We start from the raw sequence: 26,924 nt of genomic DNA on the forward strand, positions 1-26,924 counted from the left end.
GCAACAGATTCGACGATGCGAATGCTCGTCTCTACCAATTGAGCTAAGCCGGCATGATTTTAAAGTGCATGGCGGAGGAGGAGGGATTCGAACCCCCGCGCGCCTTGCGGCGCCTCTCGGTTTTCAAGACCGACCCCTTCAACCACTTGGGTACTCCTCCAAAAAAGCAACAATAATAATGGTGGACCTTGTAGGACTCGAACCTACGACCGGACGGTTATGAGCCGTCTGCTCTAACCAGCTGAGCTAAAGGTCCGATAATGGTGGCGGTGGAGGGGATCGAACCCCCGACCTCACGGGTATGAACCGTACGCTCTAGCCAGCTGAGCTACACCGCCAAATTTAAGTCAAAAGGTGGAGCCTATCGGGATCGAACCGATGACCTCCTGCTTGCAAAGCAGGCGCTCTCCCAGCTGAGCTAAGGCCCCATGATAAATCGGGAAGACAGGATTTGAACCTGCGACCTCACGGACCCGAACCGTGTGCTCTACCAAGCTGAGCTACTTCCCGACAAAACGCGCTCGAGAGGATTCGAACCCCTAACCTTCTGATCCGTAGTCAGATGCTCTATCCAATTGAGCTACGAGCGCACAAGTGCCGAGGGCCGGACTCGAACCGGCACGGTAGTTACCTACCCCAGGATTTTAAGTCCTGTGCGTCTGCCAATTCCGCCACCCCGGCGGAAGTGGAGCGGAAGACGGGGCTCGAACCCGCGACCCCCACCTTGGCAAGGTGGTGTTCTACCGCTGAACTACTTCCGCAAGACGATGAGCCATGGAGGACTCGAACCTCCGACCCTCTGATTAAAAGTCAGATGCTCTACCTACTGAGCTAATGGCTCATGGGTTCAATAACACTCCGAGACAACAATGTCCCTTCCACTGCCAGCTGATTCGAAGATGCAGGATGCGTCGGGACAACTCGAAGCGAACTCGAAGATGTAACGCTCGTTACTGAGCTAATGGCTCGCGGTTGCCGCCTTAATGGCTTAAGGGGTTATTAAGGAATAAGAATGCCGGCTGCAGGACTTGAACCCGCAACCTACTGATTACAAGTCAGTTGCTCTACCAATTGAGCTAAGCCGGCACATTTAAAATTAGCTAGTGACTCATGTTGTCTGCCTGGTTGTGCCTCTTCCTCTACAAGTTGATTCGAGGAAGTCAAATGCTCGGTGTCCCTTCCTCTGCAAGCTTATTCAAAGAAGTGGGATGCGTCGGGACAACTCGCAACAGATTCGACGATGCGAGTGCTCGTGGCTACCCATTGAACTAAGCCGGGGTGGTTTGAACATCTGACATGTCTGTGAACTACTCCCACTTAGCTTTGCATGAAGCGGGAACCTTCTTTCGGAACTATGATAAAAATGGTGGCTCGGGACGGAATCGAACCGCCGACACAAGGATTTTCAGTCCTTTGCTCTACCGACTGAGCTACCGAGCCGTATCTTATTTTTCCCTTGTTCGTTGATGACTTTTGTGTCCCTTCCTCTACCAGCCAATTCGAAGAAGCTGGGTGCGTCGGGACAACTCGCAGCAGATTCGAAGATGCGGATGCTCGTCTCTACCGACTGAGCTACCGAGCCATATTAAGTTTTACGCTGCTTTACTTGTGCTACATTGTGCCTCTTCCTCTGCCAGCGGATTCGAAGATGCTGGATGCGTCGAGGCAACTCGAAGCGAATTCGATGAAGCGGATGCTCATCTCTACCGACTGAGCTACCGAGCCATATTTTTTCATCTTTCACAATTTTGAAAGAATGGCGGTCCCGACGGGACTCGAACCCGCGATCTCCTGCGTGACAGGCAGGCATGTTAACCACTACACTACGGGACCAATTTTGGTTGCGGGGGCAGGATTTGAACCTGCGACCTTCGGGTTATGAGCCCGACGAGCTACCGGACTGCTCCACCCCGCGACGATAGGAAATTCAACTGGTTTTCATAATGATCCGGGCGTGCTATTCATTGCCTCTTCCTCTACTAGCTGATTCGAGGGAGCTGGGTGCGTCGAGGCAACTCGATGCGGATTCGATGAAGCAAAGGCTCGTTGCTCCACCCCGCGATGATGAGAAAGCAAGTCAGCTTTTATATTAAGATGGTGGAGGATGACGGGATCGAACCGCCGACCCCTTGCTTGTAAGGCAAGTGCTCTCCCAGCTGAGCTAATCCTCCACGAAATTGCCTAGCAGCGACCTACTCTTGCAGGGGCGCTGGCCCCAACTACCATCGGCGCTGGAGGGCTTAACTTCCGTGTTCGGGATGGGAACGGGTGTTTCCCCTCCGCCATAGCCACTAGGCAACAATGGACAAGTCTTATTATAAGGAAAGTTGACCTGTTGTCAAGACTTTTTCATTCCCTCAAAACTAGATAACCGTGCTCAGGAAGAAGCCGCTCGCCTGCGCTTTTCGCTGTCTAGTTCCGGCCGCCATCGGCTCGCGACGCTTCGGTCCTGCTGCGGCGGGCTAAGCCCGCTCGCAGGCCCTCCAGCGCACCTCGCCGATAAGCGGGCGGCCTCCACTTTTCTTGCTGTCCAGTTCCAGCGCCTAGCTCTCTTCTGCCAAATAACCTTCCCCCTCGGGGTGCAAGCACCCCAGCGGGTGAAGAACATTTGGCTTCGAGAGCTAATCGCGGCGCTTTCACTTTTCTCACTAGGTTAAGCCCTCGATCGATTAGTATCCGTCAGCTCCACGTGTCGCCACGCTTCCACCTCGGACCTATCGACCTCGTCATCTTCGAGGGATCTTACCCGCCTAACGCGGTGGGAAATCTCATCTTGAGGGGGGCTTCACGCTTAGATGCTTTCAGCGCTTATCCCGTCCGCACATAGCTACCCAGCGGTGCCCCTGGCGGGACAACTGGTACACCAGCGGTGCGTCCATCCCGGTCCTCTCGTACTAAGGACAGCTCCTCTCAAATTTCCTCCGCCCGCGACGGATAGGGACCGAACTGTCTCACGACGTTCTGAACCCAGCTCGCGTACCGCTTTAATGGGCGAACAGCCCAACCCTTGGGACCGACTACAGCCCCAGGATGCGATGAGCCGACATCGAGGTGCCAAACCTCCCCGTCGATGTGGACTCTTGGGGGAGATCAGCCTGTTATCCCCGGGGTAGCTTTTATCCGTTGAGCGATGGCCCTTCCATGCGGAACCACCGGATCACTAAGCCCGACTTTCGTCCCTGCTCGACCTGTCCGTCTCGCAGTCAAGCTCCCTTGTGCCTTTGCACTCTCCGAATGATTTCCAACCATTCTGAGGGAACCTTTGGGCGCCTCCGTTACCTTTTGGGAGGCGACCGCCCCAGTCAAACTGCCCACCTGACACTGTCTCCCACCCCGCTAAGGGGTGCGGGTTAGAATTTCAATACCGCCAGGGTGGTATCCCACCGCCGCCTCCACCGAAGCTGGCGCTCCGGCTTCCCAGGCTCCCACCTATCCTGTACAAGCGATACCAAAATTCCATATCAGGCTGCAGTAAAGCTCCACGGGGTCTTTCCGTCCTGTCGCGGGTAACCTGCATCTTCACAGGTAGTATAATTTCACCGGGTCTCTCGTTGAGACAGCGCCCAAGTCGTTACACCTTTCGTGCGGGTCGGAACTTACCCGACAAGGAATTTCGCTACCTTAGGACCGTTATAGTTACGGCCGCCGTTTACTGGGGCTTCGGTTCGCACCTTCGCTTCCGCTAAGCGCTCCCCTTAACCTTCCAGCACCGGGCAGGTGTCAGCCCCTATACGTCGCCTTTCGGCTTCGCAGAGACCTGTGTTTTTGATAAACAGTCGCTTGGGCCTTTTCACTGCGGCTCTTCAGGGCTCTTCACCCCAAAGAGCACCCCTTCTCCCGAAGTTACGGGGTCATTTTGCCGAGTTCCTTAACGAGAGTTCTCCCGCGCGCCTTAGGATTCTCTCCTCGCCTACCTGTGTCGGTTTGCGGTACGGGCACCTCTTCCCTCGCTAGAGGCTTTTCTTGGCAGTGTGAAATCGGGGACTTCCGGATCCATCCGTCGCCGTCACCGCTTGGCCTTATGATCCGCGGATTTGCCTGCGGATCAGCCTTGCGGCTTGGACAGGCTCTTCCAGCCGCCTGCTCGCCCTATCCTCCTGCGTCCCCCCATCGCTCAAACGGGAAGAAGGTGGTACAGGAATCTCCACCTGTTGTCCATCACCTACGCCTTTCGGCCTCGGCTTAGGTCCCGACTAACCCTGAGCGGACGAACCTTCCTCAGGAACCCTTAGGCTTTCGGCGCAGAGGATTCTCACCTCTGTTTTCGCTACTCATACCGGCATTCTCACTTCTAAGCGCTCCACCAGTCCTTCCGGTCTGGCTTCTCTGCCCTTAGAACGCTCCCCTACCGATGACCAACGGTCATCCCGCAGCTTCGGCGGCACGTTTAGCCCCGGTACATTTTCGGCGCAGAGTCACTCGACCAGTGAGCTATTACGCACTCTTTAAATGGTGGCTGCTTCTAAGCCAACATCCTGGTTGTCTCGGCAACTCCACATCCTTTTCCACTGAACGTGCACTTCGGGGCCTTAGCTGGCGGTCTGGGCTGTTCCCCTCTCGACCACGGATCTTATCACTCGCGGTCTGACTCCCGGGCATAAGTCATTGGCATTCGGAGTTTGACTGGGTTCGGTAACCCGTTTTGGGCCCCTAGCCCAATCAGTGCTCTACCTCCAAGACTCCTAAACCCGAGGCTAGCCCTAAAGCTATTTCGGGGAGAACCAGCTATCTCCAAGTTCGATTGGCATTTCACCCCTACCCACACCTCATCCCCGCACTTTTCAACGTGCGTGGGTTCGGGCCTCCAGCCGGTGTTACCCGGCCTTCACCCTGGACATGGGTAGATCACCTGGTTTCGGGTCGACGACGACGTACTTGACGCCCTGTTCAGACTCGCTTTCGCTGCGGCTCCGCCTCTTCGGCTTAACCTCGCACGCCATCGTCACTCGCCGGTTCATTCTACAAAAGGCACGCCATCACCCATCAACGGGCTCTGACTACTTGTAGGCACACGGTTTCAGGTTCTCTTTCACTCCCCTCCCGGGGTGCTTTTCACCTTTCCCTCACGGTACTGGTGCACTATCGGTCACTAGGGAGTATTTAGCCTTGGGAGATGGTCCTCCCTGCTTCCGACGGGATTCCTCGTGTCCCGCCGTACTCAGGATCCGCTCGGGAGGGAACGAAGTTTCGACTACAGGGCTCTCACCTTCTCTGGCCGGCCGTTCCAGACCGGTTCGTCTACCCCGTCCCTTTCTCACTCCCATCGTGAGCGGTCCTACAACCCCAAGAGGACACGCCTCTTGGTTTGGGCTGTTCCCGTTTCGCTCGCCGCTACTCAGGGAATCGCGGTTGCTTTCTTCTCCTCCGGGTACTAAGATGTTTCAGTTCCCCGGGTGTGCCCTCCATGCCCTATGGATTCAGGCATGGATACTGCCCCATTACGGACAGTGGGTTCCCCCATTCGGACATCTCCGGATCAACGCTTGCTTACAGCTCCCCGAAGCGTTTCGGCGTTTGCCCCGTCCTTCATCGGCTCCTAGTGCCAAGGCATCCACCGTGCGCCCTTTCTAGCTTAACCTATTGCGCTCTCGGCTTCTTCCTTATGTTAATCGGTTATCTAGTTTTCAAGGAACGAAGTTGGTTCTTGAGAGAACATGACTCGTTCCCTCAAAACTGAACGAAACAGAAGCGCATTTAGGATGTCTAACGTTAGCTCACCGCCAATCGCGGCGCTTCCGCTTTTCTCCCTGTCTAGCTCCGGCTCGCCGCCGCTCGGGGTCAAATAACCTTCGCCTTCGGGATTGTAAATCCCTCCAGGCGAAGAACATTTGCCCATCGCGGCGAAACGCTCGCCTCCGCTTTTCTCCTTAGAAAGGAGGTGATCCAGCCGCACCTTCCGGTACGGCTACCTTGTTACGACTTCACCCCAATCACTTGCCCCACCTTCGGCGGCTGGCTCCCTTGCGGGTTGCCTCACCGACTTCGGGTGTTGCAAGCTCTCGTGGTGTGACGGGCGGTGTGTACAAGGCCCGGGAACGTATTCACCGCGGCATGCTGATCCGCGATTACTAGCGATTCCGGCTTCATGCAGGCGAGTTGCAGCCTGCAATCCGAACTGAGAGCGGCTTTTTGGGATTCGCTCCCCCTCGCGGGTTCGCAGCCCTTTGTACCGCCCATTGTAGCACGTGTGTAGCCCAGGTCATAAGGGGCATGATGATTTGACGTCATCCCCACCTTCCTCCGACTTGTCGCCGGCAGTCCCTCTAGAGTGCCCAACTGAATGCTGGCAACTAGAGGCGAGGGTTGCGCTCGTTGCGGGACTTAACCCAACATCTCACGACACGAGCTGACGACAACCATGCACCACCTGTCACCCTGTCCCCCCGAAGGGGGAACGCCCAATCTCTTGGGTTGTCAGGGGATGTCAAGACCTGGTAAGGTTCTTCGCGTTGCTTCGAATTAAACCACATGCTCCACCGCTTGTGCGGGCCCCCGTCAATTCCTTTGAGTTTCAGCCTTGCGGCCGTACTCCCCAGGCGGAGTGCTTATCGCGTTAGCTGCAGCACTAAAGGGTGTGACCCCTCTAACACTTAGCACTCATCGTTTACGGCGTGGACTACCAGGGTATCTAATCCTGTTTGCTCCCCACGCTTTCGCGCCTCAGCGTCAGTTGCAGGCCAGAGAGCCGCCTTCGCCACTGGTGTTCCTCCACATCTCTACGCATTTCACCGCTACACGTGGAATTCCGCTCTCCTCTCCTGCACTCAAGTCCCCCAGTTTCCAATGACCCTCCACGGTTGAGCCGTGGGCTTTCACATCAGACTTAAGGGACCGCCTGCGCGCGCTTTACGCCCAATAATTCCGGACAACGCTCGCCCCCTACGTATTACCGCGGCTGCTGGCACGTAGTTAGCCGGGGCTTCCTCGTGAGGTACCGTCACCGCGCCGCCCTCTTCGAACGGCGCTCCTTCGTCCCTCACAACAGAGCTTTACGACCCGAAGGCCTTCTTCGCTCACGCGGCGTCGCTCCGTCAGGCTTTCGCCCATTGCGGAAGATTCCCTACTGCTGCCTCCCGTAGGAGTCTGGGCCGTGTCTCAGTCCCAGTGTGGCCGGTCACCCTCTCAGGCCGGCTACGCATCGTCGCCTTGGTGAGCCGTTACCTCACCAACTAGCTAATGCGCCGCGGGCCCATCCGCAAGTGACAGCCAAAGGCCGCCTTTCAACCAAAGACCATGCGGTCTTCGGTGTTATCCGGTATTAGCTCCGGTTTCCCGGAGTTATCCCGGTCTTGCGGGCAGGTTGCCCACGTGTTACTCACCCGTCCGCCGCTGACCAAACCAGAGCAAGCTCCGATTTGGTCCGCTCGACTTGCATGTATTAGGCACGCCGCCAGCGTTCGTCCTGAGCCAGGATCAAACTCTCCAAAAGAAAGTTGATTGGCTTTTGCTTTGGCCAATGCGGCCTCAGCTTTTCGAATTGTCCAGCTTCGGTCCGCCGCCGCTCGGGATCAAATAACCTTCCCCCTCGGGGTGCAAGCACCCCTGCGGGTGAAGAACATTTGCCCGTCGCGGCGACCCGCGGACCTCCGCTTTTCGTCGCGCTTCGTTTCGTCCAGTTTTCAAGGAACGAGGTTGCTGCCTAGACTTACTCCTTTGCAACCTTGCACCGAGGAATCCAACTCCTCTGGACTCCCTCAAACGCAAATGTGTTTTCCGCTTCCTAAAGCGACCCTTACATCATAGCATTTTTATTGTTCGTTGTCAACAGCCTTTTATTCATACAGCTCCGCAACATTTTCCCGCCGCGGCAGCGATTTAAAATATATCATCGTTCGACAAGGAAGTCAAGAGCTTTTTTCGGCCGGGTTGCCTCCTTCCTTCAATGATCTTGGCAACTGACATTTGTATAAACACAATGAAATTCCTAATAGCATCCATCCTCTCACCGGCTCCCTTCCACTTTTTAGGATCAGCGGAAGGGGACCGTCAAAATTCTTTTTTTTGCAATGTGTAATACCGTTCGAACATTGTATTTCCTTTTGTCGGCATTTCCACGACGGTTAGCACTTTCCTTTCGACAAGATACTCAAGCATGATGACAAGATCAACCGAGTAAGGCGCAAACTGCGGATGACCGGTCATTTCCTCAATGCTCCAAGCACCATTTTTTTCTTTCAGCGCTTCGCATAAATGAGAGGAACCTGATTCTACGTAAGAATGAATCAAAAATTCACTGGCCAGCAACAAAAGTTCCAGCCGTTTCGGAAGCGGTTCTTCACTTCCGACGAGTTCTTCATACAGTTTATAAATCCTTCCATCCATTCGCTTGACTTGATTCCATACGGTCACTTCCGGGTAAAGTCCGTGCTCGATCACGGTCAATCGCGCCAAATGATGGAGGGCTTGCACCATATGGTTGTATGAGTCGAGCCAATGCTTGGCGGCAAACAGCGCCTTGCCACCTGTATAGCGGCGGATCAGTTTGGCAAACTCGAGTCCCATTTTCAATCGCCGTTCTTTAGGCGGGAATTGCTCAAGGCGCTGGCGCAACTGCTGAACATAGCCGTTTCGGTCAAACACGACCTTTCCGTTGAACACCCAGTCGACCGCCTTTCGATGTGACCCGAGAACAAGCCATTCATTTAACTGCCGTTCACTGACTGCATAAAGCACCGCCTTTTTCTCGTTTAGTGAATACTGTCTGAGAAGCATAGGCTCGCTTTGCGGGTCGACAATGACGAGCAGCACGACATCAAACGTATCCGTTGTTGCTGCATGGCAAGCCGTTTTTTCAATCATTAAAATTCCGTGCGTGTTGCAGCGGTTTGCCCATTCGTGATAGATGGGATGCAGCAATTCTTTCATACCTCGCGTCCGTTGCAGAAAGCCGGCCGCGATATCCGGCGGACAAATCCCTCAGATATCCCAACATATCGATTGACAGACAACCATACGTTCCCATTTTGAGCCGGCTGTTTTTTCTGCAACGTTTTTTCCTCCCTTCCACCGTCATCAATCATCACATTGCGTTTGTGCAGATGTTCAAACAATGCTGTCAACGCTTGTTTCATTTCAGAAAGACCAGAATGCTTGCATCCATGAAGCTGTCGTTTGTTGCCGTCATTCGTTATTCGACAAAAAACGAGGAATTCCTTTCTTTAAAACGTCGATTTTGTTGATTTCTTCTTCGCGATGGGACCCCGTTTTATGGTATAGTGGTCTATGTAGGAGGGACTGTGATGAGCATCAAATATTCGAGCAAAATCAACAAAATTCGCACTTTCGCCTTAAGCTTGATTTTTATCGGTGTCATTGTCATGTATCTTGGGCTGTTTTTTCGTACGTCCCCGGTCATCATGACGTTGTTTATGTTGTTTGGGATGTTGTTTCTTGTCGCCAGTGGCATTGTGTATTTTTGGATCGGCACACTCTCGACGAGAGCCGTCCAAGTTGTTTGCCCGTCGTGCGGCAAAGTGACAAAAATGCTCGGACGCGTCGATTTATGCATGTTTTGCCGTGAACCGTTGACGTTAGACCGCGAACTGGAAGGAAAAGAGTTTGACGAAAAGTACAACAAAAAAAGAAAAAGCTGATAGCCGCCTTGTGCTATCAGCTTTTTTAATGCGAATGCGCCGGCGCCCCGCTTTTTTGACAGTCAGGGCAGACTCCGTACACTTCCATGCGATGATGGTCGACCTTAAAGCCGGTGACGTGAGCGGCAAGCTGCTCGACTTCATCAAGCGCTGGATAGTGGAAATCGACAATTTTGCCGCACTCTTCACAGATGACGTGATAATGATTGGAAGTGACGAAGTCAAACCGGCTTGACGAATCGCCGTACGTCAGCTCTTTGACAAGCCCGATTTCCTTAAAGACGCGCAAGTTATTGTAGACGGTAGCGACGCTCATGTTTGGGAATTTCCCTTCCAGCGCTTTGTATATTTCATCAGCCGTCGGATGGGACATCGAGCTGATCAAATACTCCAATATCGCATGACGCTGCGGCGTGATGCGTATGCCAGTCTTTTTCAGCATGTCAAGCGCTTCCTTCAGTTGCTCGTTGTCAGACACCGTCATGCACCTCACTCTCTGTTCAAAGGTGAAAAAAATTATCACTTTATAATATTTATAATTAGTCTACAAAGAATACATGCCATTTGTCAATATAGATGCCATTAATATATGGGCTCAGACGCCATTTTAACAAAAAAAGGAGGCGGAAATTGTTTCCGCCTCTTATGTCATTCATTTGAGGAGGTTACTATGTATCATACGCAAAACGATGTACATTGTCTGGACGCTTACCTAGATGACGCTAGTCGGGCGACTTCCGCAAGCGCCTCATCGACATGCCCCTTCACTTTCACCCCGCGCCATTCTTGAACCAACGTTCCGTCGGGGGCGATAATGAATGTCGAGCGATCAATACCCATATATTCCTTGCCGAAATTTTTCTTTTTCTTCCATACCCCATACAGCTCGGCCACTTCATGCCGCTCATCAGAAAGAAGCAAAAATGGCAACTCATATTTTTCGATAAACGCCTCATGCCGCTTCATCGGGTCGGTGCTCACTCCTAAAATGACGGCGTTCAACTCGGCGAACTGCGCATGGCGATCGCGAAAGTCGCACGCTTCGGCTGTGCACCCCGGGGTCATGTCTTTTGGATAAAAGTAAAGCACCACATACCGGCCGCGAAAATCAGACAGCGAAACCATTTTCCCATTGCTTGCCGGCAAGGTGAAATCTGGAGCTGGCTGGCCAATGGCAATCGTCATGTCGTTCCCCCCGTCTTCTTCATTTTCTTTTAGCGTAGCGAAGACGAAGGGAAATTGCAACTCATATCAGCGATGATCCCAGTCAAACACGGTGCGCGTCACGATGACAGCGGGCATAATGTAGCCGAGCAGCGCTTCGGCAATGGCGATCCACCGCCCGACGCCGATCGGAGTGACATCACCGTATCCGACCGACAAAAGCGTCATACCGCTTAAATACAAGCTGTCTTCAAGCAGCGACAAACGATCTTTCGATGCGCTATTTGGGGATGGGGTAAACACGGCATGGCCATTTACTTGCAAAATCATATAAATCATGGCAAAACCGAGCAACATCGTTAAATACCATTGGACGAGAACCCATAAGCTATCGAGTGACATGCGATGCGTCGCTTGCACGCGCACTGTCCAAAGCGAGGTGATGCTGCCGAGCAGTACGGCGGCAACAACGCCAAGGAAGGCGTAATCCATCACGTTCCCCCCATTTTTGTCCGTCGTTCATATATACGCGGACAACCGGGCGATTATACCGCATGACCCTCCGAACCCTGCTTGAATCGGCAGCACTCCTGTATTCCACCGGATCGCCCGACCCATTTGACAAGCCAGCGTCCCGTCAGACGAAGCCAATCGTTGCGCTTTACTGAGCAAAATAGCGCGCCAATACACCTTTTAACGTCGCAGCACTACGGTGGAACCATTTTTTCTCCTCCTCGTCAAGTTCAATTTCAATCACTTCGCGGATGCCATTTCGGTTGATCACAGCAGGCACACCGATGTAGACATCGCGTTCGCCGTATGGGCCGTCCAAGTAAGCGGAAACGGTCAAAATGGCATTTTCATGATGCAAAATGGCGCGCGTCACGCGGGCAAGCCCCATAGCAATCCCGTAGTACGTCGCTCCTTTTTTCTCAATAATTTGGTAGGCGGCATCGCGCACATTGACAAAAATGCGCTCGAGCTCTTTTTGCGCTTCTTCCCCTTTGGACTCGACCAGCTTGCGGATCGGCACGCCGCCGATATCAGCCTGGCTCCAGACCGGGAGTTCAGTGTCGCCATGTTCGCCGATAATATAGGCGTGCACGTTCGTCGGGGCGACGGCGAAATAGTCGCCCAACAAAAAGCGGAACCGCGCCGTGTCCAAAATCGTGCCCGATCCGATTACTCGCTCTTGCGGCAGGCCGCTGAATTTCCACGTCGCGTACGTTAAAATGTCGACCGGATTGGTGGCGACGAGAAACAGTCCTTGAAATCCGGATGCCATGACCGACTCAACGATCGAGCGGAAAATGGCAATGTTTTTGTCCACAAGATCAAGCCGCGTCTCGCCCGGTTTTTGGTTGGCGCCGGCGCAAATGACAACCAAATCGGCATCGCGGCAATCATCGTAATCGCCGTGCCAAATGTCAGCCGGCTTCGGCGCAAATACTTTCCCATGGTTTAAGTCCATCGCATCGCCCTCAGCCTTGTTTTCATTTGCATCGATGAGCACGATCTCATCGGCAATCCCTTGATTCATTAAGGCAAACGCATAACTGGCGCCGACAAACCCGGTGCCGACGACCGCTACCCGATTTCCTCTCCCGTTTTTCATCACTATTCACCTCTTCTTCCTTTTTGTGAATATATTCACATTTTATTTTACGCCATAACATGCTAACGATACAGACAAGGTTGTGTCGATTGCTTGACCATTGTTTGTCATTTTGATGGCAAATGAACAAAAACGGGCGGGGCGCCTAGCTCCCCGTCCCGCGATATCGCCTCACCCCGGCGTTCCAAAGCATGACCGAAACGGTGAAGCAAACCATGCCGACCACTGGGGTGAAAAAGGCATAACTGTACCATTCCTTTTTATCAAGAAAATAAGCAGCTGGATAAACGCCGACAAAGGCAAACGGCAGCACCCACGTTAAAATATAGCGGATGACGCGATGATAAATATCGATCGGATAGCGGCCATAGCTGCTGATGTTGTACATCATCGGCATGATGGATGTGCGGGCGTCGGCAAAAAAACTGATCGTCGCCAATGAAATGAAAATGCCGGCATAAATCAATGCACCGCCAATGACAAACAAAATAAACACGAAGACATCATACCAATGAAATGAAAGAGACAAGCGGCTGCCGGCATACAGCATAATGATCAGCCCGGGCACAGCGCCAAGCAACGATTCGAGCTCCATCCGCTCCAAAACAATTTGAAACAGGCTGTTTAGCGGGCGCGTCAACACGCGATCCATTTCCCCCTGCACAATATATCGTTCATTAAAATCCCAAAGGTTAAAAAAGGCGCCAAATACGGCATACGGAACAAGAAAAAAACCGTAAATAAACAAAATCTCATCGCGCGACCAGCCGTGAAGCAGTGTCGTATGGCCGAACACGACAAGCAAGAACACTAAGTTCACCGCCTGCGCCATTAAGTCGGACAACCATTCAATGAGCAAATCAGTGCGGTATTGCAATTTTGTCTTCATGTACTGGGCCATATATTGAAAAAAAACAGATACGTAAAACAATGTCTACCCCCCTTGCACAACAAGCCGCTTTTTCGCCACCCGCCATAGCAGCGCGATCGGAAACAATAACAGCACGCACCACGCCGCCTGCGTGAACAATCCATCGCTTACAGCGGCGCCTTGGAAGCTTTCCGTAATGATCATGCTTGGAATATAGCTAATGGCTTGAAATGGCATATACGCCATGAGCTGCTGCGCCCAATCCGGGTAAAACGACAAAGGCAAAATAAGACCGGAAAATAGATCGATAATAAACCGTTTCGCCCTAAGCAACCCTTCATTTCGGAACGTAAAAAACGTCACAACCCCCGCAAGCAAGTTCAGCTCCGAAAAAATGATAAAGCTGAATAGAAGCGACAAGCCAAAAGCGAGCCACGTTTTGGCGTGTCCCGGAAACTGAAGCGGCAAAAAAAGCGATACGACCAAAAGCCCAGGCAGCGATAAAAAGAAAAGGCGAAACAACCCTTCGCCAAGCCCTTGCACAGCTTTCATCCCTAAATAGCTGTACGGGCGGATCAGTTCAATCGCTACTTTTCCATCGCGGATTTCCATGGCGATTTCACGGTCAAGGTTGTTAAAATAAAACGCCCGCGCCAGCCAGGAAATGGCGACATACGTCGTCATTTGCCCAAGCGACATCCCTTGCATCGATGATTTACCGCCATAAATAGCCGACCAAAGGAAGTAATACGCTGCGATGTTAATGGCGTAAATCAAAATGCCAGTGTAATAGTTTGTCCGGTAGGCGAGCATCATTAAAAAGCGGATGCGGACCATTTCGACATACTTACCCATGAACCGCACCTTCCTCATAAATATTGCGGATGATCTCCTCCGTCGGCACTTCGTGAATATGGATGTCGTTTAACGCACAACGGGCAGCGACGCGACTGACAACTTCCGGCACGCCTCCTGATGGGACGTGCGAGACCCAAACGTTTGGCTGTTCACCTTTTTTCCAAACAACCTCCAATCCTTCAGTCAACTGCTGCAAAAAAGCGGCCGTCACCGCTTCGGCGAACGTAAAGGCGACCCGTTTTCCTTGCCCCCATCTTTCTTTCAGGCGCTCAAGCGACCCGTCGTAAATGATTTTCCCTTCATCGAGCATAATGACCCGCTCGCAAAGCGCTTCAATGTCTGACATATCGTGCGTCGTCAGCAGGATCGTCGTGCCATACCGTTCATTCAATTGCTTTAAAAACTGGCGGATGTTGAGTTTGACAAGCACATCAAGGCCGATCGTCGGTTCATCCAAAAACAATAGCGGCGGGTTGTGAATGAGCGCGGCGGCAAGCTCACAGCGCATCCGCTGGCCAAGCGACAGCTTGCGCACCGGCTTATCAAGCAGCGGGCCGATCTCAAGCATGTCAATCACCTCGGCCATATGGCGGCGATATTGCTCGTCCGAGACGCAGTACACTTTTTTCAACAGCCGGAACGACTCTTGAACAGCGATGTCCCACCATAATTGCGAACGCTGGCCGAACACGACGCCGATCGTGCGCACGAATTTTTCCCGCTCTTTATGGGGATTCATCCCGTTGACGACAATGCGCCCAGACGTTGGCGTTAAAATGCCGGTCAACATTTTGATCGTCGTGGATTTGCCGGCGCCGTTTTCGCCGATATAGCCGACGATTTCCCCTTGCTTAACAGCAAACGAAATGTCATCAACCGCTCGAACGAGCGTATAACGGCGCGTCCATAAATCGCGAAACGCTCCGACAAGGCCGGAGCGGCTTTTGTGCACTTTAAATTCTTTGCGCAAATGTTCTACTTCAATCGCGTTCATCGTTCTCCTCCTGACCTCTCCTTGGCGTCAAATGAAAAAGGCGGCTTGCGCCCTTCTCCCTATGTTGCATTATACATGAATCGCCGCCATTTTCATCTTTTTTGTTTTCCAGTCTGTTGACGCCATTGCGTTAGGCGCCGCCGCCGATTTGGAAAGAACGGCAAAATGCTTTTGTCCTAAATCAATGCCCACTCGCCGATCGACCGTCGGCAACAGTTGGATGTCAGTTCCGCCCATACGGAAACAAACGATTTCCTGTCGGATTTTTTCGAATCGGCACGTCAATGATGGGAGAAACCGATCCGTCTCCCGCTTTACACCTATAGCATTGAAGTTTGAGTCTTCTCGGTTTACTATATAAAGAGGCAGTCAGCGGAAACAGGAGGATCAAACAATGCAGTGGACCAAATCAGAACAATTATATGAAGAAGCGCTCCAGCACATTGTTGGTGGAGTGAACAGCCCGTCCCGCTCATACAAAGCGGTCGGCGGCGGTGCGCCAGTCGTGATGGAGCGGGCGCAAGGAGCCTACTTTTGGGATGTGGATGGAAACAAGTACATCGACTACTTGGCCGCCTACGGACCGATCATCGCCGGGCACGCCCATCCACACATCGCGGAAGCCATCCGCCGCGCCGCCGAGACCGGTGTGTTGTACGGCACGCCAACGCCGCATGAGATCACGTTTGCCAAAATGTTAAAAGAGGCGATCCCGTCGCTCGAGAAAGTGCGGTTTGTCAACTCGGGAACAGAGGCGGTGATGACCACGATCCGCGTCGCCCGCGCCTACACCGGACGAAGCAAAATCGTCAAATTCGAAGGCTGCTACCATGGCCATTCGGACCTTGTGCTCGTCGCCGCCGGCTCGGGGCCATCGACGTTGGGGACGCCGGACTCAGCCGGCGTGCCGCCGAGCATCGCCCAAGAAGTCATTACCGTGCCATACAACGATGTCGAATCGTTCCGCGAAGCGATGAACGTTTGGGGCGAGCAAGTCGCAGCGGTCCTCGTCGAGCCGATCGTCGGCAACTTCGGCATCGTCCTGCCAAAACCGGGCTTTTTAGAAGCGATCAATGAGATTGCCCACAAGGAAGGGGCGCTCGTCATTTACGACGAAGTGATCACCGCCTTCCGCTTTATGTACGGCGGAGCGCAAAACTTGCTCGGTGTGGAGCCCGACTTGACGGCGATGGGGAAAATCATCGGCGGAGGCTTGCCGATCGGGGCGTACGGTGGACGCCAAGACATTATGGAACAAGTCGCTCCGCTCGGACCAGCGTACCAGGCCGGGACGATGGCCGGCAACCCGGCGTCGATGCTCGCTGGCATCGCCTGCCTTGAAGTGTTGAAACAAGAGGGCGTCTATGAGCATCTCGACCGATTGGGAGCAATGCTGGAAGAAGGCATCCTTGCCCATGCTCGCCAATGCGGCCTGCCGGTGACCGTCAACCGCTTAAAAGGCGCGCTCACCGTCTTCTTCACTGACGAAAAAGTGGAAAACTACAAGCAAGCCCAGCGCAGCGACGGCGAGTTGTTTGCGAAATTTTTCAAGCTCATGCTCAAACAAGGGATCAATCTCGCGCCGTCGAAATACGAAGCATGGTTTATCACCCTCGCCCATACGGAAGACGACATCGCCTACACGATCGACGCGGTCGGCAAGGCGTTCCGGCAGCTTTGAACACTCGAAAAGGCCGGTGAAAAACCGCTGTTTGCCTTGATCGATGGGTGAACGTGTGAAAATAGGGGCTGATGCTACAAAGTTTTTCTACTTGAGAAGCGATTCCAGGAAGCTGTTGCCCTAGTAAATCACCGGCCTTCGAAATTTTCCAACGCTCCTCCTTCATCGGCGGGGCGTTATATTTTTTCCTTGCGCACATAGGATGAAACTGTGTATAGTACTGAATGGTTCACCAAAACAAAAAGGAGAGTTTTGATCATAGATGAAACTCGGTGCCCGCATTTTCAAAACGGGGATCGCAGTGGCGCTCGCCTTGTTCTTAGCAACGCTCTTCCAGTTTCCATCGCCGTCATTCGCCGGCATTTCCGCTGTGTTCGCCATGCAGCCGACCATTTACCGCTCCTATTTATCGCTGATCGAGCAAGTGCAAGCGAATGTGATCGGCGCCTTGTTCGCGATCGCGGCGGTTTTCATTCTTGGGCGCGATCCGTTGGTCGTCGGTTTGACGCTGATGATCGTCATCGCCCTTTGCCTGAAAATGCGCCTTGAATCATCGACGATTTCCGTAGCGCTTGTCACAGTCATTGCCATTATGGAATATACAGACCGCCAGTTCATTGAATTTGCGGCCATTCGCTTTTTAACGATGATGCTCGGTATTTTCGCCGCCTTTGTCGTCAACTTGATTTTCTTGCCGCCGAAATACGAAAAAAAGGTATATGAAAAAATCAGCGAAGAAACAGAGGCCATTTTAAAATGGATCCGCCTGCATAAACAGCAAGCAGCCGACCATCACCATTTGAAGGAAGAAATTGAAGCACGACACGAAGAAATGACCAAACTCGAGCATCTATATTTTATGTACAAAGAAGAACGCACATATTTTCGACGCCAACGCTTCCAAAAATCTCGCAAACTCGTGTTGTACCGGCAAATGATAGCAGCGGCCGATCGGGCTTTATCTGTCTTAAAATGGCTGCACCGGCTCGAAAACGAGTTCAGCCGCTTGCCCGCCGAGCTTCGTCAAGCCGTCTGCCTGCACCTTGGCTGCTTGCTTGACTACCATGAGCAACTGTTACTGAAATTTATCCATAAGGCAAAGCCGCTCCCTCACAGCAGACGGGCCGAGGAAATTCATCATCAGCGCGAGCGGCTCACTTCCGCCTTTTATGCGGACGGCCAGCCGCCGGGCGATTATCGGTTGTTTTCTTTAATCGGAGCGATCATGGATTATGGGGATCGCCTTGAACATTTAGATAAACTGATTGACAGTTACCATCATTACCATTACGATGACACGCTGGAAAAAGAGCTGGAAAAGTCAGCAGGCGGCCGCTCGTAGCGGACCGCCTGCTTCAATTTTTCATCCGTGGGTCAAGCGCATCGCGCAGCCCGTCGCCCATTAAGTTAAAGCCAAGCACCGTCAGCATGATCGCCAATCCAGGGAAAATCATCGTCCACGGCGCCTGAGTCAAGAAATCTTTGGCGTCCGATAGCATTTTCCCCCATTCCGGATTGGGCGGCTGCGCCCCCAAGCCTAAAAAGCCAAGTGCGGCCGCTTCGATAATGGCCGTGGCGATCGCCAGTGTCCCTTGAACGATAATCGGCGCGAGGCTGTTGGGCAAAATATGATGGATTAAAATGCGCCAGTCGCTCATGCCGATCGCTTTCGCTGCCATAATGTATTCTTCTTGCTTAATGCTTAGCACGCGAGAACGGATGAGCCGCCCAAAGTTCGGTACATTAATGACAGCGATGGCGATGAGGGCGTTTTGCAAAGACGGCCCGAGCACAGCGACGATGCCGATCGCCAATAAAATGCTCGGAAACGCCAGCATAATGTCAAACAAACGCGAAATCACCCCATCAATCCAGCGCCCATAGTAGCCGGCGATAATGCCAAGCAGCGAACCAACCATGACCGAGCCGAGCACGGAAAAAAATCCGACCCACAGGGAAATGCGGGCTCCATATATCACGCGGGAAAAAATGTCGCGGCCGAAATCATCGGTGCCGAACCAATGCTCGCTAGAAGGCGGCTGCAACCGCTCGGCCAACTGTTGGTCTTTATAATCATACGGTGCCAGCCACGGCGCCAAGATGGCGACAAGGATAAAAAACAAAACGATCCCAGCGCCGACCAAGGCGATTTTATTTTTTCGAAACCGCCGCCATGCTTCTTTCCATAAAGAAACCGATTCCGTCTCCCTAATCGCCGCCGGCGGTGTTGCCGGCGTGCGCGCTAGTTCAGCCATAGGCGCCCTCCCTCCTTAATTGTACTTAATGCGCGGATCAATGATCGCATAAAGTAAATCAACGATCAAATTAATAAAAATAAAAATGGTGGCAATGATCAAAATGCCCGATTGGATCACCGGATAATCCCGATACCCGATTGCATCATAAATATAGCGTCCGATGCCGGGCCAACTAAAAATGGTTTCCGTCAAAATCGCACCGCCAAGCAGCAGCCCTGTTTGCAGCCCAATGACCGTCAACACGGGAATAATGGCGTTTTTCAACGAATGTTTGTACACGACCCAAAACATGCTTAACCCTTTCGCTCGAGCGGTGCGAATGTAGTCCGATTTCATCACTTCCAACATGCTCGAACGCGTCATGCGGGCGATAATCGCCATTGGGATCGTCGCCAGCGCCATGCTCGGCAAGACAAGATGCTGCACCACTTGCCAAAACTGATCGGTGTTCCCAGACAGAAGGGTATCGATCAGATAAAGATGAGTGATCGGCTCAACAGGGTTGCGTACGTCCTCGCGACCGGACGTCGGCAGCCAATCAAGTTCAATCGAAAACAGCCACTGCTCCATTAAGCCAAGCCAAAAGATCGGCATGGAAACACCAATCAATGCCAACACCATCGCAATATAATCAAACCATGAATTTTGAAACCAAGCGCTAATAATGCCGGCGTTCACGCCAATGATCACCGCAATCAGCATCGCCGCCAGCGACAGTTCAATCGTGGCCGCTAAATACGGCCAAATTTCTGCGGCGATGGGGGCGCCGGTGCGGATCGACTCGCCTAAGTCGCCGTGCAGCAAGCCGCCGATGTATTTGACATACTGCACATACCACGGCTGATCCAACCCCAGCTTATGGGTCAAAGCCGCTACAGCCTCTTTCGTCGCTTTTTGCCCTAAAATGACTTGCGCCGGGTTGCCTGGAATGGCTCGGATCATAAAAAAGACGACAAGCGACATGCCAAACAACACCGGGATCACCATCAGCACCCTTCTCACAACATACGACAGCACCTGACTCTCCCTCCCTTAACATGCGGCAAACAAAGAGGGGAAGATGCGCTCCTTCCCCTCTCTCAGTCGAATTATTTAAACTCGACTTTCGTAAACTTATCCGAACCGGTCGGGTGCGGGTTAAAGCCTTGGATATTCGCCTTGCCGGCCAACAGCGGAGTTGAATGGACGAGCGGAATCCATGGCGCTTCTTCTTTAATGATCTCTTGCGCTTTTTTATACAGCTCGTTCCGTTTGTTTTCATCGCTCACCGTTTGCGCTTCGACCAAAATTTTATGCAGCTCATCATTCGAGAAATAGGTGTAGTTGTTGCTGCCAATGCTGTCTTTGTCAAGGAGCGCATACAAGAAGTTATCCGCGTCGCCGTTGTCGCCCGTCCAGCCGAGCAGGAAGGCGTCCGCTTCCCCTTTGGCGAGCTTGTCTAAATAGGTCGCCCATTCATACGTCACGATTTTCGCTTTCACGCCGATTTTGGCAAAATTCGCTTGAATGGCCTCAGCGATTTTTTGCCCGTCCGGCATATACGGACGCGGCACCGGCATCGCCCACAGTTCGATTTCAAAGCCATTCGGATAACCCGCTTTCGCCAGCAGCTCTTTCGCTTTATTCAAATCAAACGGATAGTCTTGAATCGCATCGTTGTATCCCGGGATGCTGGGCGGCATCGGGTTTTTCGCCGGTTCCGCCTGGCCGGCGTAAAACGCATCGATGATCGCTTTCTTATCAACCGCGTAGTTCAACGCTTGGCGAACCAACTTGTTTTTCAGCGGCCCTCTCGTCGCCGTCAGTCCGACATAGGCGACGTTCATCGACGGGCGCTTGAAAATTTGAAACTCTTTGTTTCCTTCCACTTGTTTTAAGTCCGTCGGATTCAAGTCTTCCATGATGTCGATTTCGCCTTTTAAGAGCGCATTGAGACGCGCCGAGTTGTCCGGAATGGACACGAAGATGAGCTGGTTCAGCTTTGGATAGCCTTTTTCCCAATAGTCTTTATTTTTTTCAAGTACGATCCGTTCGTTGCGCTTCCATTCTTTAAAGACGAACGGGCCGGTCCCGACTGGGTGTTCACCAAACTTGTCGCCGTATTTTTTCACGGCTTCTGGGCTGGCGATGGCAAACGGCGTCATGGCGAGATTTTTCAAAAATGGAGCTTGCGGCCGTTTCAGCACAAATTGCACCGTGTACTTGTCGAGCGCCTTTACTTCTTTAATCACATGGCTGTCATCCTGCTTGTAACCGCCAAACATCGATCCGTAATACGGAAACTTGTCGGCATTGCCGTTCGCCCAACGCTCGAAGTTAAAGACCACTGCATCGGCGTTAAACTCTGTCCCGTCATGAAACTTGACACCTTGGCGCAATTTAAACGTATAGGTCAGTCCATCCTTCGAAATCGTCCATTCCGTCGCCAACGCCGGCTTGACGGACGTATCGTTGTCGTTGTAATCAAGGAGCGTATCAAAAATGTTTTTCGTTACTTTCAGCGACTCCCCATCCGTCACAGTCGCCGGGTCGAGCGACACCGAATCACCGCCGCGCCCGTACACCAGCGTATCCTGGGTCGACGGTTTGTCACTGCCACCCCCTGCGGTTTGCTTCGACTTGCCGCAGCCAGCTAAAACAAGCATGACTGCCAGCATCATGGCAAGCCACGTAAACCATGTTTTTTTCCTCATCGTGTTTCCCCCTTGTGTTTCATTTGTTTATCATCACGTTGCTCACCTGTTGGCTCGTATAAATGGCAAGCAACGTAATGCCCATCGGTCACTTCTCGCCACTCCGGACGCCGCTCGCGGCAAATGTCCATGCAGAATACACAACGCGTATGGAAGGCGCATCCTTGCGGCGGATTCGCTGGGCTCGGCAAATCGCCGGAGAGCAACTGTCGTTCTGTTTTATGATCAGGATCTGGAATCGGCACAGCGGACAAAAGCGCCTGCGTATACGGATGCTTCGGCGATTCATACAACGATTCGCTGTCCGCCAATTCGACCATTCGCCCCAAATACATGACGCCGACCCGGTCGCTGATATGACGAACGACCCCTAAATCATGGGCAATGAAAATATATGTAAGCCCAAACTGCTTTTGCAAATCTTCGAGCAAATTGAGCACTTGCGCCTGAATCGAGACATCAAGCGCCGACACCGGTTCATCGGCGATGATCAGTTTCGGACGGGTCATCAGCGCCCTTGCAATGCCGATGCGCTGGCGCTGGCCGCCGCTGAACTGATGTGGATAGCGCTTGGCATGATACAAACCGAGTCCGACCACCTCAAGCATCTCCCGCACCCGCCGCTTCCGTTCCTCTTTTGATCCAATGCCGTGGACAATAAGCGGCTCTTCCAAAATTTTTTCGACTGTATGGCGCGGGTTCAGCGAAGCGAACGGGTCTTGGAAAATCATTTGCATATCGCGCCGCAACCGACGCAGCTCCACTTTGGATAAAGCGGTTACATTCTTCCCTTCAAATAGAATCGAACCGTCTGTCGGCTCAATGAGCCGCAGCAGCATTCGGCCCGTCGTCGACTTGCCGCAGCCCGACTCGCCGACAATGCCAAGCGTCTCACCGCGGTACACGGTGAATGTCACACCCGAGTTCGACAGTTTTGAGGCCATTTTAGGCAAATGAAAATGGTCAAAATGCTGTAATATCAAGGATTTCACGATGCGGATCCTAGAAAAAACGCCGAATTTCATAGGCACACGATTTATTAATTTTTCTTTTAAAAATAAAGTTTATACGTTATAATATAGGCATGTACATACGACGAGTCACACGCAAAAACAAGAATGGAACAACCGTTGCTTATCTCCAGCTTGCTCACAATGAATGGGATCCAAAGGCCAAATATGCGAAAGCGAAGGTGATTTATTCGTTCGGGCGCGAAGACGAGGTGGATCGCGCCGTCTTGGAACGTCTGGCCAAAAGCATTTCGCGATTCCTTTCTCCTGAGCAGGCTTGGGAAGTCGAAACGTTGACAGGAGAAGCTTCCGATGACTTTCAATTCCAGTCATGCAAACACCTCGGCGGCGTTTGGCTCTTGGATCAGCTCTGGAGACAACTGGGGTTGGGAGAGATTCTCCACTCCTTGTTTACCTCCCGACATCACCAGATTTCGCTGGAACGGCTGATTTTTGCCATGGTGGCCAATCGCGCCCTTCATCCGTCAAGCAAGTTGGCGATGGAGGAGTGGGTGGAGAAAGACGTGTATATCCCTCACCTTCCTCAAGCCGCCAGCCACCAGTTGTACCGGGCGATGGATGAACTGCTGGCCGTGCAGCCGGAATTGGAACGTCAAGTGTTCCATGCCGTGGCCGATTTATTGAATTTGGAAGTCGACTTGATTTACTTCGATACGACTTCGTCGTACTTCGAAGTGGATCCCTCTGAAACACCGGAAGGAGAATCGCTTCGAAAACAAGGATTCTCGAAAGACAAACGCCCAGACTTGGTTCAAATCGTCATTGGGCTGGCTGTCACCCGGGAAGGAATCCCGATTCGCGCTTGGGTATGGCCTGGCAATACCATGGACATGACGGTCATCAAACAGGTGAAACAAGACTTGATTGGCTGGAAGCTTGGACGTGTGATCAGCGTCATGGACCGCGGCTTTTCCTCTGAAGAGAATTTGCGAATCTTGCAACAGGCCGGGGGACACTACATTGTCGGCGAAAAAATGCGATCCGGCAAAGCCGCCGTCGAAGAGGCCTTAAGCCGTCGCGGACGTTATCATGAAGTGGACGAGAATTTGCACATCAAAGAAATCATCGTCGGCGACGGAGAAGCGCGTCAGCGCTATGTTCTCGTGTACAATCCCAGCGAAGCCGAACGCCAACGCAAGGAGCGAGAAAAGCTGCTCGAATCGCTGAAAGAGGAGTTAGAAGGGCTTCGCCAACTCCCAAACGAAGCCCATCATAAGGCGACCTGCCGGTTGCGTTCCCATCCGTCCTACGGAAAATACTTGCGCCAGTTGAAGGACGGAACCCTTCGCATCGACAAGCAAGCGGTTCGTGACGCGGAAAAGTACGACGGCAAATATCTCATCCGGACATCCGATGACACCTTGTCTGCCGAAGATGTCGCCATCGGGTATAAGCAGCTGGTGGATATTGAGCAGGCCTTCCGAACATTGAAGTCTACATTGGAATTGCGACCTATGTATCATCGCTTGGAAGACCGCATTCGGGCGCATGTGCTACTCAGTTGGCTTGCTCTCTTGTTAGTTCGGATCGTGGAGATCCGAACCCATGAATCGTGGCCGAAAGTAAGGGATGAATGTGAGCGTCTTATGCTTGGACATTTTTCTTCCAAAAACGGCGACCTTTATCAACGAACCGAACTGACGGCCAAACAGGCTCAATTCTTTGCGGCTCTAGGGCTGGAGCCTCCTCCGAAGATCCTAGGCATCCATCCTCGCGCCTAGATACACGCCCAAAGTGTGCCCAAATGTCTCTCGTCCCTTTTGCCTCAAGGGGCGAGAGGCATTTTGTTTGCCTAGTGACTGTCGAACTCGGGTCACATCATCGACCGCTTTGACCGTCCCAATTTGTTTGCTAAAAACGCCCCCGGTAATGGGAAAGTATTTTTTAAGCCCTTTCGCTTCGAGCAGCGGCTCGCTCATCAACCAGCCCCTCCTTCTCTAACGCCAAAAAACAGCGGGCGCGATGGCCTTGTTCACTCGTTTCGTACAATAGCGGATCTTCGTGGCGGCAGCGGTCAACGACCCATTCGCACCGAGCGGCAAACCGACAGCCGCAGCGGACCGTTCCGGGTTTTGGCACTTGGCCGGGAATGGAATACAGCCGCTCCTTTTTGCCGCGGATATCCGGGATCGAGCGAATCAGGCCGGCGGTGTACGGATGCTTCGGATTGCGGAAAATGTCCCGAACGCTTCCTTCTTCCACGATTTGGCCAGCGTACATGACAATGACGCGATCACATAGTTCAGCGACAACTCCTAAATCATGGGTGATCATCATCACTGCCGTGCCGAACGTCTGGTTCAATTCTTTCATCAGTGCTAAAATTTGCGCCTGAATGGTCACATCAAGCGCCGTCGTCGGCTCGTCCGCGATCAAGAGCGCCGGACGGCACACCATCGCCATCGCAATCATCACGCGCTGGCGCATGCCGCCAGACAACTGATGCGGATATTCGTCCAACATTTGCTCAGCGCGCGGCAGCCCGACAAGCTTGAGCATCTCCACCGCCCGCGCTCGCGCTTCTTTTTTCCCTATTTTTGTATGTAAACGAATAGCCTCGACTAATTGGTTTCCAATGGTAAACAATGGATTTAAGGAAGTCATCGGCTCTTGAAAAATCATCGCGATCTCGTTGCCGCGAATTTGCTTCATCCGCCGCTCCGAGGCTTCGATCAAGTTCTCGCCTTTAAACCAAATCTCACCGCCAACCACCTTGCCGATTCCTTTTGGCAACAACCCCATAATAGACAATGACGTCACACTTTTCCCACACCCGGACTCCCCGACAATGCCAAGCACTTCGCCTTCACGAATGGAAAAATCTACACCATCGACCGCCGGGATCTCCCCATCATCCGTAAAGAAAGACGTCCGAAGCCCACGAACTTCCAATAAAATCTTTTCCCCCATCACGCTCCCCTTCTCTCATTCGATTTTGATGAAACTTTTGCTCTCTGAATAAAATTATGCCATGTATTGTTTTCTAACACAATATAATATTATAAAAAATTAAAATTATCGAAAAAGGAAAAGTAATAAAATAACGAGGGGATGAAACAATCCCTCGTTGACCTTATTTGTTGTAAAGATGCACGCACCTTGAACGACCATTTTCACGCCGGATAGATTGCAAAAATAGCGCATGGAGATTTTTTATCATAATTTCTAACGTCTCATTCCATTTTTGCCTCCAAATCAACTGATCACTCCTGCTTGACCGTCACCATTCCTCATGCATGCGGGAAAAAGCAGAAAAACTGCCGACTTGCGAACAGGATTTTTCATGTCGCTATTTCTCATCTCTAATCGAGACCCCTGCTTTTAAACATAAGCGTTAGCAAGGCAGCCCAACCGTGGGACGCACGAGGATGGCTTGACTGACAACCTGCCGTAGGGCGGGTGTGCCCAACAATCCCCCGCCTCACCATCAGCTCTTCATGCGTGCCGCTTTCGACAAAAAAGCAGAAAAAACCTGCCAGCGATGCCGAACAGGCTTTTTTCATGCCGCTATTTACGTTTGGTACGCCTGAAACACTCCGTACCATTTGTCGATAAACTCGGGCGCAAACGGCCCTTTCCGCTCCTTAATCCAGCCGATCAGTTTTTGAACGTTGTTTTTTAAAATGCGGTCGATCACATCGGGATAGTGCATTTCGCGGCGATGCCGCTCATACTCATCTTCATCCAGCAGCATGTACGTCATATCGGGAAACACTTTAATATCCAAATCATAATCGATGTACTTCAGCGCTTCTTCATCCCAAACGAACGGCGAGCTTAAATTGCAATAGTAGTACACCCCGTCCTCACGAATCATGGCGATAATGTTAAACCAATGCTTAGCATGAAAAAAACAAATCGCCGGTTCGCGCGTCACCCACGTCCGGCCGTCCGCTTCCATGACGAGTGTTTTGTTATTGCCGCCGATCACATACGATGGCGTCCCTTTTAATACGACCGTTTCCTGCCAAATCCGGTGAATCGTCCCATTATGTTTGTAGCTATGGATTTGAATGATTTTCCCTTCCCGAGGGTAAGCTGGCATCATTCTTCCCTACTTTCCGATGGGAGCTTCTTCGTTATATTATACCCTGTTCCTTTTGCAAAAGGAAAGAAAAGCAGGCCGCCTTACTGAGGAAAAGGCAACTGGCGCGTTGGCTCAAGGA

The 26,924-nt window shown here is 52.3% G+C and carries 19 protein-coding genes, 14 tRNA genes, 3 rRNA genes and 1 pseudogene; 4 read left to right on the forward strand and 33 right to left on the reverse strand.

What is annotated here, in order from left to right; genetic code table 11:
* Positions 1–69: 69 nt before the first annotated feature.
* The 18 genes from GC56T3_RS15465 to GC56T3_RS15555 all read right to left on the reverse strand — a co-directional run bounded on the left by GC56T3_RS15465 (position 70) and on the right by GC56T3_RS15555 (position 8,865).
* A tRNA-Ser gene (locus GC56T3_RS15465) sits at positions 70–160 on the reverse strand.
* Positions 161–179: 19 nt separating this feature from the next.
* Positions 180–256 (reverse strand) — tRNA-Ile (locus tag GC56T3_RS15470).
* 5 nt (positions 257–261) lie between these two features.
* A tRNA-Met gene (locus tag GC56T3_RS15475) sits at positions 262–338 on the reverse strand.
* A gap of 17 nt (positions 339–355) precedes the next feature.
* Positions 356–428, reverse strand: a tRNA-Ala gene (locus GC56T3_RS15480).
* Positions 429–436: 8 nt separating this feature from the next.
* Positions 437–510 (reverse strand) — tRNA-Pro (locus GC56T3_RS15485).
* 6 nt (positions 511–516) lie between these two features.
* A tRNA-Arg gene (locus GC56T3_RS15490) sits at positions 517–590 on the reverse strand.
* A gap of 5 nt (positions 591–595) precedes the next feature.
* Positions 596–681: transfer RNA gene (locus GC56T3_RS15495), tRNA-Leu, on the reverse strand.
* A 5-nt stretch (positions 682–686) separates the two neighbouring features.
* Positions 687–761 (reverse strand) — tRNA-Gly (locus GC56T3_RS15500).
* A 7-nt stretch (positions 762–768) separates the two neighbouring features.
* Positions 769–841: transfer RNA gene (locus tag GC56T3_RS15505), tRNA-Lys, on the reverse strand.
* A gap of 172 nt (positions 842–1,013) precedes the next feature.
* Positions 1,014–1,086 (reverse strand) — tRNA-Thr (locus GC56T3_RS15510).
* A 278-nt stretch (positions 1,087–1,364) separates the two neighbouring features.
* Positions 1,365–1,440 (reverse strand) — tRNA-Phe (locus GC56T3_RS15515).
* Positions 1,441–1,757: 317 nt separating this feature from the next.
* Positions 1,758–1,833: transfer RNA gene (locus tag GC56T3_RS15520), tRNA-Asp, on the reverse strand.
* Between the two features lie 5 nt (positions 1,834–1,838).
* Positions 1,839–1,915, reverse strand: a tRNA-Met gene (locus GC56T3_RS15525).
* Positions 1,916–2,095: 180 nt separating this feature from the next.
* A tRNA-Val gene (locus tag GC56T3_RS15530) sits at positions 2,096–2,171 on the reverse strand.
* 8 nt (positions 2,172–2,179) lie between these two features.
* A 5S ribosomal RNA gene (gene rrf, locus GC56T3_RS15535) occupies positions 2,180–2,296 on the reverse strand.
* 353 nt (positions 2,297–2,649) lie between these two features.
* Positions 2,650–5,578: ribosomal RNA gene (locus tag GC56T3_RS15540) — 23S ribosomal RNA — on the reverse strand.
* 293 nt (positions 5,579–5,871) lie between these two features.
* Positions 5,872–7,429: ribosomal RNA gene (locus tag GC56T3_RS15550) — 16S ribosomal RNA — on the reverse strand.
* Together the 16S, 23S and 5S rRNA genes with 14 tRNA genes alongside form the textbook arrangement of a ribosomal RNA operon.
* Positions 7,430–7,986: 557 nt before the next feature.
* Positions 7,987–8,865, reverse strand: a complete 879-nt coding sequence (locus GC56T3_RS15555; RefSeq protein WP_013146298.1) for a nucleotidyltransferase-like protein — start codon at positions 8,863–8,865, stop codon at positions 7,987–7,989.
* Positions 8,866–9,239: 374 nt separating this feature from the next.
* On the opposite strand from GC56T3_RS15555, the gene GC56T3_RS15565 reads away from it, so the two are divergent.
* Positions 9,240–9,593 (forward strand): YgzB family protein, encoded by a 354-nt coding sequence (locus tag GC56T3_RS15565; protein WP_011229983.1) that lies wholly within the window; start codon positions 9,240–9,242, stop codon positions 9,591–9,593.
* Positions 9,594–9,618: 25 nt separating this feature from the next.
* Here GC56T3_RS15565 and perR read toward each other — a convergent pair whose 3' ends face one another.
* The 8 genes from perR to GC56T3_RS19750 form a co-directional block, all read right to left on the reverse strand.
* Complete coding sequence (perR, locus tag GC56T3_RS15570) at positions 9,619–10,077, reverse strand: peroxide-responsive transcriptional repressor PerR (RefSeq protein WP_020279379.1); 459 nt, start codon at positions 10,075–10,077, stop codon at positions 9,619–9,621.
* A 224-nt stretch (positions 10,078–10,301) separates the two neighbouring features.
* Positions 10,302–10,778: a thioredoxin-dependent thiol peroxidase gene (gene bcp / locus GC56T3_RS15575; protein WP_013146299.1), complete on the reverse strand. Its 477-nt coding sequence runs from the start codon at positions 10,776–10,778 to the stop codon at positions 10,302–10,304.
* A gap of 66 nt (positions 10,779–10,844) precedes the next feature.
* A complete protein-coding gene (locus GC56T3_RS15580) occupies positions 10,845–11,249 on the reverse strand; it encodes a potassium channel family protein (RefSeq protein WP_013146300.1) in 405 nt (134 codons plus the stop codon).
* Between the two features lie 169 nt (positions 11,250–11,418).
* On the reverse strand, positions 11,419–12,372 hold the full coding sequence (locus GC56T3_RS15585; protein WP_013146301.1) for an L-lactate dehydrogenase: 954 nt from the start codon (positions 12,370–12,372) through the stop codon (positions 11,419–11,421).
* A gap of 145 nt (positions 12,373–12,517) precedes the next feature.
* Positions 12,518–13,303, reverse strand: coding sequence for an ABC transporter permease (locus GC56T3_RS15590; protein ID WP_013146302.1), 786 nt, complete (start codon positions 13,301–13,303; stop codon positions 12,518–12,520).
* 3 nt (positions 13,304–13,306) lie between these two features.
* A complete protein-coding gene (locus GC56T3_RS15595) occupies positions 13,307–14,098 on the reverse strand; it encodes an ABC-2 family transporter protein (protein WP_013146303.1) in 792 nt (263 codons plus the stop codon).
* Complete coding sequence (locus GC56T3_RS15600; protein ID WP_013146304.1) at positions 14,091–15,095, reverse strand: ATP-binding cassette domain-containing protein; 1,005 nt, start codon at positions 15,093–15,095, stop codon at positions 14,091–14,093. Before GC56T3_RS15600 ends, GC56T3_RS15595 begins: the two co-directional genes overlap by 8 nt.
* Positions 15,096–15,164: 69 nt before the next feature.
* The gene (locus GC56T3_RS19750; RefSeq protein ID WP_164834633.1) at positions 15,165–15,332 is read right to left on the reverse strand and encodes a hypothetical protein; all 168 of its coding nucleotides are present in this window, start codon (positions 15,330–15,332) and stop codon (positions 15,165–15,167) included.
* A 157-nt stretch (positions 15,333–15,489) separates the two neighbouring features.
* Between GC56T3_RS19750 and GC56T3_RS15605 the strand changes: the two genes are divergently transcribed.
* Together GC56T3_RS15605 and GC56T3_RS15610 are read left to right on the forward strand one after the other, a co-directional pair.
* Complete coding sequence (locus GC56T3_RS15605; protein ID WP_013146305.1) at positions 15,490–16,776, forward strand: glutamate-1-semialdehyde 2,1-aminomutase; 1,287 nt, start codon at positions 15,490–15,492, stop codon at positions 16,774–16,776.
* 262 nt (positions 16,777–17,038) lie between these two features.
* Positions 17,039–18,118, forward strand: coding sequence for an aromatic acid exporter family protein (locus GC56T3_RS15610; RefSeq protein WP_013146306.1), 1,080 nt, complete (start codon positions 17,039–17,041; stop codon positions 18,116–18,118).
* Positions 18,119–18,131: 13 nt separating this feature from the next.
* Here GC56T3_RS15610 and nikC read toward each other — a convergent pair whose 3' ends face one another.
* From nikC to GC56T3_RS15630, 4 genes are all read right to left on the reverse strand, one after another.
* On the reverse strand, positions 18,132–19,031 hold the full coding sequence (gene nikC, locus GC56T3_RS15615; RefSeq protein ID WP_011229973.1) for a nickel transporter permease: 900 nt from the start codon (positions 19,029–19,031) through the stop codon (positions 18,132–18,134).
* A 15-nt stretch (positions 19,032–19,046) separates the two neighbouring features.
* Entirely contained in the window at positions 19,047–20,051 is a 1,005-nt protein-coding gene (locus GC56T3_RS15620; protein WP_013146307.1) for an ABC transporter permease, read from the reverse strand.
* A gap of 71 nt (positions 20,052–20,122) precedes the next feature.
* Positions 20,123–21,727 carry an ABC transporter substrate-binding protein gene (locus GC56T3_RS15625; RefSeq protein ID WP_013146308.1) on the reverse strand — a complete coding sequence of 535 codons (1,605 nt, stop codon included), beginning with the start codon at positions 21,725–21,727 and terminating at the stop codon, positions 20,123–20,125.
* Positions 21,724–22,671 (reverse strand): ABC transporter ATP-binding protein, encoded by a 948-nt coding sequence (locus GC56T3_RS15630; RefSeq protein WP_304411977.1) that lies wholly within the window; start codon positions 22,669–22,671, stop codon positions 21,724–21,726. Before GC56T3_RS15630 ends, GC56T3_RS15625 begins: the two co-directional genes overlap by 4 nt.
* Positions 22,672–22,811: 140 nt before the next feature.
* Here GC56T3_RS15630 and GC56T3_RS15635 point away from each other — a divergent pair, with 140 nt between their 5' ends.
* Entirely contained in the window at positions 22,812–24,479 is a 1,668-nt protein-coding gene (locus GC56T3_RS15635; RefSeq protein WP_013144996.1) for an IS1634 family transposase, read from the forward strand.
* A 90-nt stretch (positions 24,480–24,569) separates the two neighbouring features.
* Here GC56T3_RS15635 and GC56T3_RS20045 read toward each other — a convergent pair.
* From GC56T3_RS20045 to GC56T3_RS15650, 3 genes and pseudogenes are all read right to left on the reverse strand, one after another.
* Positions 24,570–24,677: pseudogene (locus GC56T3_RS20045) on the reverse strand (dipeptide/oligopeptide/nickel ABC transporter ATP-binding protein); the annotation flags it as partial.
* Positions 24,643–25,668, reverse strand: coding sequence for an ABC transporter ATP-binding protein (locus tag GC56T3_RS15645; RefSeq protein WP_013146309.1), 1,026 nt, complete (start codon positions 25,666–25,668; stop codon positions 24,643–24,645). The pseudogene GC56T3_RS20045 and the gene GC56T3_RS15645, both read right to left, overlap by 35 nt.
* 601 nt (positions 25,669–26,269) lie before the next feature.
* Positions 26,270–26,803 carry a DUF402 domain-containing protein gene (locus GC56T3_RS15650; protein WP_013146310.1) on the reverse strand — a complete coding sequence of 178 codons (534 nt, stop codon included), beginning with the start codon at positions 26,801–26,803 and terminating at the stop codon, positions 26,270–26,272.
* Positions 26,804–26,924: the final 121 nt, after the last annotated feature.

Source organism: Geobacillus sp. C56-T3, from assembly GCF_000092445.1.
Lineage (GTDB): Bacteria > Bacillota > Bacilli > Bacillales > Anoxybacillaceae > Geobacillus > Geobacillus thermoleovorans.

What these genes read in the sequence shown, in the direction of transcription:
- nikC (WP_011229973.1), bottom strand. Translation starts at nt 19,031, where the DNA reads ATGGCTGAACTAGCGCGCACGCCGGCAACACCGCCGGCGGCGATTAGG.
- GC56T3_RS15645 (WP_013146309.1), bottom strand. Translation starts at nt 25,668, where the DNA reads ATGGGGGAAAAGATTTTATTGGAAGTTCGTGGGCTTCGGACGTCTTTC.
- GC56T3_RS15565 (WP_011229983.1), top strand. Translation starts at nt 9,240, where the DNA reads ATGAGCATCAAATATTCGAGCAAAATCAACAAAATTCGCACTTTCGCC.
- perR (WP_020279379.1), bottom strand. Translation starts at nt 10,077, where the DNA reads ATGACGGTGTCTGACAACGAGCAACTGAAGGAAGCGCTTGACATGCTG.
- GC56T3_RS15595 (WP_013146303.1), bottom strand. Translation starts at nt 14,098, where the DNA reads ATGGGTAAGTATGTCGAAATGGTCCGCATCCGCTTTTTAATGATGCTC.
- GC56T3_RS19750 (WP_164834633.1), bottom strand. Translation starts at nt 15,332, where the DNA reads ATGGGCGGAACTGACATCCAACTGTTGCCGACGGTCGATCGGCGAGTG.
- GC56T3_RS15580 (WP_013146300.1), bottom strand. Translation starts at nt 11,249, where the DNA reads ATGGATTACGCCTTCCTTGGCGTTGTTGCCGCCGTACTGCTCGGCAGC.
- GC56T3_RS15605 (WP_013146305.1), top strand. Translation starts at nt 15,490, where the DNA reads ATGCAGTGGACCAAATCAGAACAATTATATGAAGAAGCGCTCCAGCAC.
- GC56T3_RS15625 (WP_013146308.1), bottom strand. Translation starts at nt 21,727, where the DNA reads ATGAGGAAAAAAACATGGTTTACGTGGCTTGCCATGATGCTGGCAGTC.
- GC56T3_RS15585 (WP_013146301.1), bottom strand. Translation starts at nt 12,372, where the DNA reads ATGAAAAACGGGAGAGGAAATCGGGTAGCGGTCGTCGGCACCGGGTTT.
- GC56T3_RS15600 (WP_013146304.1), bottom strand. Translation starts at nt 15,095, where the DNA reads ATGAACGCGATTGAAGTAGAACATTTGCGCAAAGAATTTAAAGTGCAC.
- GC56T3_RS15635 (WP_013144996.1), top strand. Translation starts at nt 22,812, where the DNA reads ATGTACATACGACGAGTCACACGCAAAAACAAGAATGGAACAACCGTT.
- GC56T3_RS15555 (WP_013146298.1), bottom strand. Translation starts at nt 8,865, where the DNA reads ATGAAAGAATTGCTGCATCCCATCTATCACGAATGGGCAAACCGCTGC.
- GC56T3_RS15650 (WP_013146310.1), bottom strand. Translation starts at nt 26,803, where the DNA reads ATGCCAGCTTACCCTCGGGAAGGGAAAATCATTCAAATCCATAGCTAC.
- GC56T3_RS15630 (WP_304411977.1), bottom strand. Translation starts at nt 22,671, where the DNA reads ATGGCCTCAAAACTGTCGAACTCGGGTGTGACATTCACCGTGTACCGC.
- bcp (WP_013146299.1), bottom strand. Translation starts at nt 10,778, where the DNA reads ATGACGATTGCCATTGGCCAGCCAGCTCCAGATTTCACCTTGCCGGCA.
- GC56T3_RS15610 (WP_013146306.1), top strand. Translation starts at nt 17,039, where the DNA reads ATGAAACTCGGTGCCCGCATTTTCAAAACGGGGATCGCAGTGGCGCTC.